The sequence below is a fragment of the Pseudomonas sp. B16120 genome, assembly GCF_044218845.1.
GTDB classification, from domain to species: Bacteria; Pseudomonadota; Gammaproteobacteria; order Pseudomonadales; family Pseudomonadaceae; genus Aquipseudomonas; species Aquipseudomonas paracarnis.
The window spans coordinates 3,655,612-3,666,103 of the sequence record NZ_CP162588.1 but is presented as its reverse complement, the minus strand read 5'-3'; the positions used below and the strand labels follow the sequence as shown (position 1 = coordinate 3,666,103).

The following is a 10,492-nucleotide window of genomic DNA, read 5'->3' as shown; positions in this document are numbered from 1 at the left end:
ATGCTTTCCAACCCTAATATCGACCTGGTGTCGCGCTTTCTTCGCTTGCCTCTGGAGCAGCGCCAGCAGTTTTACCAGCGCCTGCAAAGCCGGGGCATGAGTTTCGCTCAACTGCCGATTGCTCCCACCCGCCACGACAGCGACACACCGACGTTGTCTTACGCCCAGGAACGCCAGTGGTTCCTTTGGCAACTGGACAAGGACAGCACCGCCTATCACATCCCAGGCGCCCTGCGTTTGCACGGGCACTTGGACCTGGCAGCGTTGCAACGCAGTTTCGACAGCCTGCTAGCCCGGCATGAAAGCTTGCGCACGCAATTGGTCGATGACGGTCAACGCCTGTGGCAGGCAGTGATGCCGCAGGCACGGGTGCAGATCCAGCAGGCGCACGTCGACCAAGCGCAGTTGATGGCGCGGGTGGAAGAGGAGGTGGCGCGGCCGTTCGATTTGCACCAGGCCCCGTTGTTGCGTGTGACGCTGTTGCAACTGGCCGAGGATGAGCATGTGCTGGTGATGGTGCAGCACCACATCGTCTCCGATGGCTGGTCGATGCAGGTGATGGTGGAGGAACTGGTGCAGCTCTACGCCGCCCATAGCCAGGGCCATGACCTGCAACTTCCGGAGCTGCCGATCCAGTACGCCGACTACGCGCTGTGGCAACGCGGCTGGATGGAAGCCGGGGAACAGGCGCGCCAACTCGCATATTGGCAGGCCCTGCTGGGCGGCGAGCAACCGGTGCTGGAATTGCCGCTGGACCGTCTGCGCCCGGCGCAGCAAAGCCATCGCGGTGCAAGCCTGCAGGTGCATCTGCAACCGACGCTGGTGGCGGGGCTCAAGCGCCTGGCGCAGCAAGAGGGTGTGACCGCGTTCATGCTGCTGCTGGCGTCGTTCCAAGCCCTGTTGTATCGCTACAGCGGGCAGTCGGATATCCGCATTGGCGTGCCGAACGCCAACCGTAACCGTGTCGAAACCGAGCGGCTGATCGGCTTCTTCGTCAACACCCAGGTACTCAAGGCTGACCTTGACGGGCAGATGCGCTTTGCCGAGCTGCTGCAACAAACCAAACGCCGCGCCCTGGAGGCCCAGGCCCATCAGGACCTGCCGTTCGAACAACTGGTGGTGGCGTTGCAGCCCGAGCGCAGCTTGAGCCACAACCCATTGTTCCAGGTGATGTTCAACCACCAGACCGATGCCCAAGGCGGCCGCGAAGGCCAGCAGTTACCGGGCCTGCGTGTGGTGGAACTGGACTGGGACAGCCAGACCACCCATTTTGACCTGAGCCTGGACACCCATGAATCCGCCGACGGGCTTTGGGCCGCGCTGACCTACGCCACCGACCTGTTCGACGCCGCCACCATCGAGCGCTTGGCGCAACATTGGCAGCACCTGCTGCAGGCGGTGGTGAGTGCACCCCGCAGCCGCCTCTGCGAACTGCCGATGGCGAGCGCCGCTGAGCAACACAGGATGCTCCAGGACTGGAACACCCCGGCCGGTGTCACCCCCTTTGAGGCTGTACACCGGCTGTTTGAAGCCCAGGCTGATCAGCAGCCGGAACGTCAAGCCCTGGCCCTGGATGAGCAGACCCTCAGCTATGGGGAACTGAACCGTCAGGCCAACCGCCTGGCGCATTATCTGCTGGCTCAGGGCGTCGGCCCTCAAGGGCTGGTGGGGATCGCCGTGGAGCGCTCCTTTGCCATGGTGGTCAGCTTGCTCGCGGTGCTCAAGACAGGAGCGGCCTATGTGCCGCTGGACCCTGAGTACCCCCGCGAACGCCTGGCGCATATGCTTGAGGACAGTGGTGTGGGCCTGGTGTTGACCCAATCGCACCTGCATGGGCGCCTGCCGTTGCCGGCCCAGGTGCTGGCGGTGGACATCGACCGGGTCCAGGCGCAGTTGGCGTTGCGTGCCGACGATAATTTGCCGGTTGAGGTCGAGCCCCAGGGCCTGGCGTATGTGATCTATACCTCCGGCTCCACAGGCAAGCCCAAGGGGGTTGCCATCAGCCATGCAGCACTGAGTGAGTTCGCTGGCATCGCGGCGGATTACTCGCAGTTGGTTGCCCAGGACCGAGTGTTGCAGTTTGCCACCTTGAACTTCGACGGTTTCGTCGAGCAGCTGTACCCGGCGCTGACCCTTGGTGCCACCGTGGTACTGCGTGGCCCGCAGTTGTGGGACGGTGCCGAGCTGTATCGGCAGATCATTGCCCAGGGCATTACCCTGGCCGACTTGCCCACGGCCTACTGGAAGCTGTTCCTGCAAGATTGCCTGGCAGCAGGCCCAAGGACCTATGGTGCCTTGCGCCAGATCCATATCGGCGGCGAAGCCATGCCGTTGGACGGCCCGCTGTTGTGGCAGCGCGCCGGGCTCGGCCATGTGCGCTTGCTCAATACCTACGGGCCTACCGAGGCCACCGTGGTTTCCAGCGTGCTGGACTGCACTGACCCGAGCGCCGTCAGCGCCGGCGGTGCCAGCCCCATTGGCCGGGCGCTACCAGGGCGTGGCCTGTATGTGCTGGACCGTGACCTGAACCTGCTACCGCTGGGCGCCGTGGGTGAACTCTATATCGCCAGCGCCAATGGCTTGGCCCGTGCGTATTTGCAGCGGCCGGGCCTGACCGCCGAGCGCTTTGTCGCTGACCCGTTCAGCCCATCCGGCGAGCGCCTGTACCGCACCGGCGACCTGGCGCGCTATCGCGCCGATGGTGTGGTGGAGTATGTCGGGCGGGTCGATCACCAGGTCAAGGTCCGTGGTTTTCGCATAGAACTGGGTGAGATCGAAACTGTGCTGCTGGCCCAGGACAGCGTGCGTGAAGCGCTGTTGCTGGCTGCCGACAACCAACTGCTGGCCTACCTGGTACCTGCGCAGACGCTGTCTGAAACCGAGCGCGCCGAGGTGGGCGAACAGCTGATGGCCACCTTGCGCGACCACCTGCCGGACTACATGGTGCCGGCGCACCTGATCTTCCTCGAGCGCATGCCGCTCAACCCCAACGGCAAGCTGGATCGCCAGGCCCTGCCCAAGCCAGATGCCAGCGTGGAACAACAGGATTGGCGGGTGCCGGTCACCCCGTTGCAACAACAGGTGGCGGCGATCTGGGCGGCTATTCTGGGGGCCGAACGGGTGGGCTTGAACCAGCACTTCTTCGAACTGGGCGGGCATTCCTTGCTGGCGATGCAGGTGGTGTCACGCATCCGCCAGACGCTGAGCCTGGAAGTGCCGCTCAAAGCCGTGTTCGAACACCCGCGGCTGGAGGCGTTTGTCGCGGCCATGCAAGCCCAGGAGAGCCCATCGCCAACGGCGCCGGCCCTGCTGTCGGCCGGGCGCGTGCAGCCGTTGCCGCTGTCTTACGCCCAGGAGCGACAATGGTTTCTCTGGCAACTGGAACCCCACAGCGCGGCGTATCACATTCCCAGCGCGCTGCGCCTGAAAGGGCGATTGGACCTGGCTGCGTTGCAACGCAGTTTCGATAGCTTGCTGGCGCGTCATGAAAGCCTACGCACCCATATCCGCCAGGATCACGACGGCGCGGTGCAAGTGATTGAGCCGCCAATGTCCTTGCCGATCACCCAGGCCGATGCCGATGAAGCCCAGCTCAACGCCAGGGTGCAAGCGCTGATCGCCCAGCCGTTCGACCTGCAAGAAGGCCCGTTGCTGCGTGTCACGCTGTTGCGCCTGGCCGCCGACGAGCATGTGTTGGTGTTGGTGCAGCATCACATCGTCTCTGATGGTTGGTCGATGCAGTTGGTGGTCGAGGAACTGGTGCAGTTGTATGCCGGTTACAGCCAGGGCCAGGACGTGCAGTTGCCGGCGCTGCCGATCCAGTATGCCGACTATGCCGTATGGCAGCGCAGCTGGATGGACGCTGGTGAGAAGCAACGTCAACTGGCCTACTGGCGTGAACTGTTGGGCGGTGAGCAGAGCGTGCTGGAGTTGCCGTTCGATCACCAGCGCCCGGCTGTGCAGAGCCACCGCGGCGCACGCCTGGCATTCGAGCTGACGCCGGAACTCACTCAGGGGCTCAAGGCTTTGGCCCAACAGCAGGGCGTGACCCTGTTCATGTTGTTGCTGGCATCGTTCCAGACCTTGTTGCACCGCTACAGCGGCCAGGAAGAAATACGTGTCGGCGTGCCGATTGCCAACCGCAATCGCAGCGAGACCGAGCGCTTGATTGGCTTCTTCGTCAACACCCAGGTGCTCAAGGCCGATGTGCATGGGCTGATGAGTGTCGAGCAGTTGCTGCAGCACGTTCGGCAACGCGCCCTGCAAGCCCAGGCCCACCAGGATTTACCGTTCGAACAACTGGTCGAAGCCCTGCAACCTGAGCGTAGCCTGAGCCACAACCCGCTGTTCCAGGTCATGTTCAATCATCAGACTGACGTCGGCCAGGCTCAGGTTCAGCACCAATTGCCAGGGCTGCGGGTAGAAGGGCTGGATTGGGACAGCAAGACCGCACATTTCGACCTGGACCTGGATATTCAGGAGTCCACCGAAGGTATATGGGCCACCTTGGGTTATGCCCAGGACCTGTTCGAAGCCAGCACCGTGCAACGCATGGCGCGTCACTGGCAGAACCTGCTGCAAGGTATGGTCGCCAACCCACGACAGCAGCTCAGCCAGTTAAGCCTGCTGGACGCGACCGAACAACAACAGATCCTGCAACTGTGGAACCGCACGGAGTCTGGCTTTTCGGCCGAGCGCCTGGTGCACGAATTGGTCGGCGATCGCGCCCGCGAAATCCCGGACGCGGTGGCGGTGAAATTCGACGCGCAAACCCTGACTTACGGCGAACTGGATCGCCAGGCCAACCGCCTGGCCCATGCCTTGATCGCCCGTGGCGTCGGCCCGGAAGTGCGGGTGGCCATCGCCATGCCGCGCAGTGCCGAGATCATGGTGGCGTTCCTGGCGGTGATGAAAGCCGGCGGTGTGTATGTGCCGCTGGATATCGAATACCCACGTGATCGCCTGCTGTACATGATGCAAGACAGCCGCTCGAAAATGCTGTTGACCCATTCGGCCGTGCAACACCGGTTGCCGATCCCGGACGGCCTCGACGTCTTGGCGGTGGATCAGGTGCAAGCCTGGTCGGATTACAGCGATGCGGCCCCGGATGTGGCGCTGGACGGCGACAACCTTGCCTACGTGATCTACACCTCCGGCTCCACCGGTTTGCCCAAGGGCGTGGCGGTGTCACACGGCCCGCTGGTGGCGCATATCATCGCTACCGGCGAGCGCTATGAAACCTCGCCGGCCGATTGCGAGCTGCACTTCATGTCGTTCGCTTTCGACGGCTCCCACGAAGGCTGGATGCACCCGCTGATCAACGGCGCCAGCGTGTTGATCCGGGACGACAGCCTGTGGCTGCCGGAATACACCTACGAGCAGATGCATCGCCATAACGTGACCATGGCGGTGTTCCCACCGGTGTACCTGCAACAGTTGGCCGAACATGCCGAGCGCGACGGCAACCCGCCGGCGGTGCGGGTGTACTGCTTTGGCGGTGATGCCGTGGCTCAAGCCAGCTACGACCTGGCGTGGCGCGCGCTGAAACCCAAATACCTGTTCAACGGCTACGGCCCGACCGAAACCGTGGTCACGCCGCTGCTGTGGAAGGCACGCAAGGGCGACCCCTGTGGCGCCGTCTACGCGCCCATCGGCACTTTGTTGGGTAACCGCAGTGGCTACGTGTTGGATGCGCAACTGAACCTGCAACCCATCGGCGTAGCCGGCGAGTTGTACCTGGGCGGCGAGGGCGTGGCCCGCGGTTATCTGGAGCGTCCGGCGTTAACCGCCGAACGCTTCGTGCCGGACCCGTTCGGCAAGCCTGGCAGTCGCGTGTATCGCAGCGGCGACCTGACCCGCGGGCGTCCGGATGGCGTGGTGGATTACCTGGGGCGTGTCGATCATCAGGTGAAGATCCGCGGTTTCCGTATCGAACTGGGGGAAATCGAAGCGCGCTTGCGTGAGCAAGCCAGTGTCGGTGAAACCGTGGTGGTCGCCCAAGAGGGGCCGACCGGTAAGCAACTGGTGGCCTATGTCGTACCACTGGACCGGACGCTCCTGGATGATGCTGTCGCTCAATCCACCGGTCGCGAAACCTTGCGGCGCGCCTTGAAAACCCGCTTGCCGGACTACATGGTGCCGACGCATTTGATGTTCCTTGAGCGTATGCCGCTGACCCCCAACGGCAAGCTCGACCGCAAGGGCTTGCCGCTGCCGGATGTGAGTCAGATGCAGCAGGTGTATGTGGCGCCCGAGAGCGAGTTGGAGCAACAGGTGGCGGCCATCTGGGCCCAGATCCTGGGCGTGGAGCGTGTCGGTCTGGCCGATCACTTTTTTGAATCGGGGGGGCATTCATTATTGGCGATGCAGGTAATTTCGCGCCTGCGTCAACTGTTGGGTCGGGAAGTACCCCTCAGAACAATGTTTGAGCAACCGCGACTGCAGGGGTTTGTCGAGACCCTGTGCAACTCCCATGAATCACAGGCAAGTGTGCTTCAGATCCTGCCGGTCAGCCGTCAACAGCCGTTGGCGCTGTCTTATGCCCAGGAGCGCCAGTGGTTTCTCTGGCAATTGGATCCGCACAGTGCGGCCTACCATGTACCCAGCACCTTGCGCTTGCGTGGCTGGCTGGATCATGCGGCTTTGCAACGCAGTTTCGACAGTCTGGTAGCCCGTCATGAAAGCCTGCGAACGCAGGTACATCAGGACGAAGGGCAGGCCTTCCAGATAATCCGTGAAAACGGCACTGTGGCCATCCTTCATGAGCAGGTCAATGAGGCGGACATGCAGCGTCGGGTAGAGACCGAGATCGCGCAACCTTTCGATCTGCAGCAAGGGCCGTTGCTGCGCGTAACCTTGTTGCGCCTGGCCGAAGACGACCATGTGTTGGTGCTCGTGCAGCACCATATCGTTTCCGATGGCTGGTCAATGCAGGTGATGGTGGATGAGTTGGTGCAACTTTATGCCGCCTACAGCCAGGGCCAGGACCTGCAACTGCCGGCATTGCCGATTCAATATGCTGACTATGCCCAGTGGCAGCGTGACTGGATGACGGGTGGTGAACGCGATCGGCAAATGGGTTACTGGCAGGCTCTGCTTGGCGGTGAGCCGTCAGTGTTGGAGCTACCCCTTGATCGGCCGCGACCTTCGGTGCAGAGCTTTCGTGGTGCAAGCCTGGAGATCAAGCTTGCACCGGCATTAGTGGAGGGGCTCAAGGCCCTGGCGCAGCGTGAGGATGTCACGCTGTTCATTGTTTTGTTGGCGTCGTTCCAGGCTCTACTGCACCGCTACAGCGGGCAGCAGGATATTCGCGTGGGTGTGCCTATTGCCAATCGTAACCGGGTCGAAACCGAGCGCCTGGTAGGTTTTTTCGTCAACACCCAAGTGCTAAAGGGCGATTTCGATGCGCAGCTGACGGTCACCCAGCTGTTGCAGCAGGCCAAGCACCGGGCGTTGGACGCCCAAAGCCATCAGGACTTGCCGTTCGAGCAATTGGTCGAAGCCCTGCAACCTGAACGCAGCTTGAGCCGCAATCCGTTGTTTCAGGTGCTTTTCAATCATCAGAGTCAAGCGCGTCTAGCCAGTACGAGCCAGCAACTACCCGACCTGAGGATTGAAAGCTTGGAGTGGGGCACGCAAACCGCTCAGTTCGATTTGAGCCTGGACACACAGGAAACCGTCGATGGGCTATGGGCAACCCTGACTTATGCGACCGACCTGTTCGATGCCGCCACGCCCAATCGCATGGCGCGCCATTGGCAGAACCTGTTGCAGGCCATGTTGGATGACCCTCACCAACGTGTCGCTCAGCTACCGCTATTGGAACCTCTTGAGCATCAGGTGATAGTCGAACAGTGGAACGACACGGCGCAGGATTATCGGTTGGAAGACAGCGTGCAGAGGCAGATCGAAGCGCAAGTGCGGCGCACACCGAATGCCCAGGCTTTGGTGTTTGGCGCTCAGACACTGAGTTATACGCAGTTGAATGCACGAGCCAATCGATTGGCGCACCGCTTGATCCAGGCCGGTGTCGCGCCTGATGTGTTGGTAGGTGTGGCGATGGAACGCTCCATTGAAATGGTGGTAGCACTTCTGGCTGTGCTTAAGGCAGGTGGCGCCTATGTGCCGCTGGACCCGGACTACCCGCGCGAACGCCTGGCCTACATGCTGCAAGACAGCAACGTACCGCTGCTGCTGACGCAGGCGCATTTGTTACAGGCCTTACCGGTCAGCACGCCCTCGCACTGTCTGGTGGTCGAGCCCGACGATCACTGGCTGAGCGAGTATGCCGATACCGATCCTGATGTGGCCGTAGACGCGGAAAATCTCGCTTACGTCATTTACACCTCCGGTTCCACCGGCCAGCCGAAGGGGGCGGGTAACCGTCACTGTGCGTTGACCAATCGGTTGCTATGGATGCAACAGGCTTATACGCTCGGCGCCGAAGATACGGTGTTGCAAAAGACACCGTTCAGTTTTGACGTATCGGTATGGGAGTTTTTCTGGCCCTTGATGACCGGTGCACGGCTGGTGGTAGCGGCCCCTGGAGATCATCGGGATCCATCGAAGTTGGTGGAGTTGATCAATCGGCACCAAGTGACCACCCTGCATTTCGTGCCTTCCATGCTGCACGCATTCCTGCAGGATTCACAAGTGGCCAGCTGTCAGGGGTTGCGCCGTATCATCTGTAGTGGCGAAGCCTTGCCGGTGGGGGTGCAGCAACACGTATTCGCCGAGCTGCCGAATACGGGCTTGTTCAACCTGTATGGACCGACTGAGGCTGCGATTGATGTGACTCACTGGACGTGCGTCGATGAGCATCGTGACAGCGTGCCGATTGGCAGACCCATTTCCAATCTGCGCACTTACGTGCTGGATGCGCAGTTGCAGCCAGTCGCGGTGGGCATTGCGGGCGAGTTGTACCTGGGGGGCGTCGGGCTGGCACGCAGTTACCATCGACGTCCCAGCCTGACCGCAGAGCGGTTTGTACCGTGCCCGTTCCAGCCTGGCACGCGGTTGTATCGTACCGGCGACCGGGTGCGACAGCGCAGGGATGGCGTGATCGAATACATTGGGCGCCTGGATCATCAAGTAAAACTACGCGGTTTGCGCATAGAGCTGGGTGAGATCGAGGCGCGCTTGCTGGAGCATCCACTGGTGCGCGACGCCTCGGTGCAAGTGCATGAAGGCAAGTATCTCGTTGGGTATGTGGTGCTGCAGGATTCGACACTCGCCTGGCGTGATGCACTGAGCACTCATTTATTGGCACATGTGCCGGACTACATGGTGCCTGCGCAGTGGGTACTGCTGGACCATATGCCACTGAGCCCCAACGGCAAACTGGATCGCAAGGCGTTGCCTGCGCCGGATTCAAACTTGCACGAACGGCACTTCGTCGCAGCGCGCAATACGCTGGAGCAAGCACTTGTAGCCATTTGGCGCGAAGTCCTGGAGCTTGAGCAGGTGAGTGTCGAAGATAACTTCTTCGAGTTGGGCGGGCATTCGTTGCTGGTCCTGATGCTCAAGGAGCGCATCCGCAAAGCTGTTGGCGTGGAGCTGTCGGTGAGTCAGTTGATGCTCAATCCGAGCGTCGCAGGGCAGGCGGCTTGCCTTGAGGGAAGCGCTGGCAGTTCGTTGATCGTGAGGCTCAACAGTCAAAGCCGTGGAACACCGTTGTACCTGTTCCATCCCAGCTATGGCTCGGTGCATTGTTACAAGGCGATTGCCCTTGCGTTGCGTGAGCACAGGCCGGTGATGGGGGTGATGTGTCGCGCCTTGGCCGAGGAGGGCAGCGAGGTGCCAGCCTGGGCTGCAATGGTCGAGGACTACACGACGCAATTGTTGAAGGCTCAGCCCGAGGGTCCGTTCCGTTTGGCCGGTTGGTCGCTGGGGGGCAACCTGGCGATGGAAGTCGCCTATGGCCTGGAGCAGGCGGGCCGACAGGTCGAGTGTGTTGGCTGGATCGACGCATCCCCGCCGCAGTGGGTCAAGCCGTTTTGGGATACGGCGGTGATGGTTGACGAAAGAGATATTTCTGCCAATGAACGGCGTGTGGAACTGTTGGAGGTGATGTTCCCTGAGTTCTCCCAGCAGATTCATGCCCACTGGTCCGAGCTGCAATGCTTAGAGGCTGCAGAAGGCGAGCAATGGACTGCATTCAGCCACTGGGCCGAGGAAACCCTGGGCTCGCGTTTTGGCGAGCTCAAGGATGAGTTGCTCAGTGGCCACGAAGCGCAGATTTCCTGGGAGGTTGACCGCATTCTCGGGCAGCGCCTGCACGATGCCGACTTCAAGGCGATCAAGGCACCGATAAGTTGCTGGTGGGCGACCTTGAGTCGTACTGGGGTACATCATCAATTGATTGAGGCGAGCATGCTGGAAGTTGCAGTGCAATCAACGATCGAGCGCTCAGTGTTGATCGAGACCAGCCATGACCGATTAATCGATAACGCAGAGTTCGTCCATAGCTTCGCTGCCGCGATGAGCTGACCAG

At 61.4% G+C, this 10,492-nt stretch carries 1 protein-coding gene; it reads left to right on the top strand.

Annotated elements, in window-relative coordinates:
• Positions 1–10,488, top strand: coding sequence for an amino acid adenylation domain-containing protein (locus tag AB4P90_RS16890; RefSeq protein WP_395605168.1), 10,488 nt, complete (start codon positions 1–3; stop codon positions 10,486–10,488).
• Positions 10,489–10,492 lie beyond the last annotated feature (4 nt).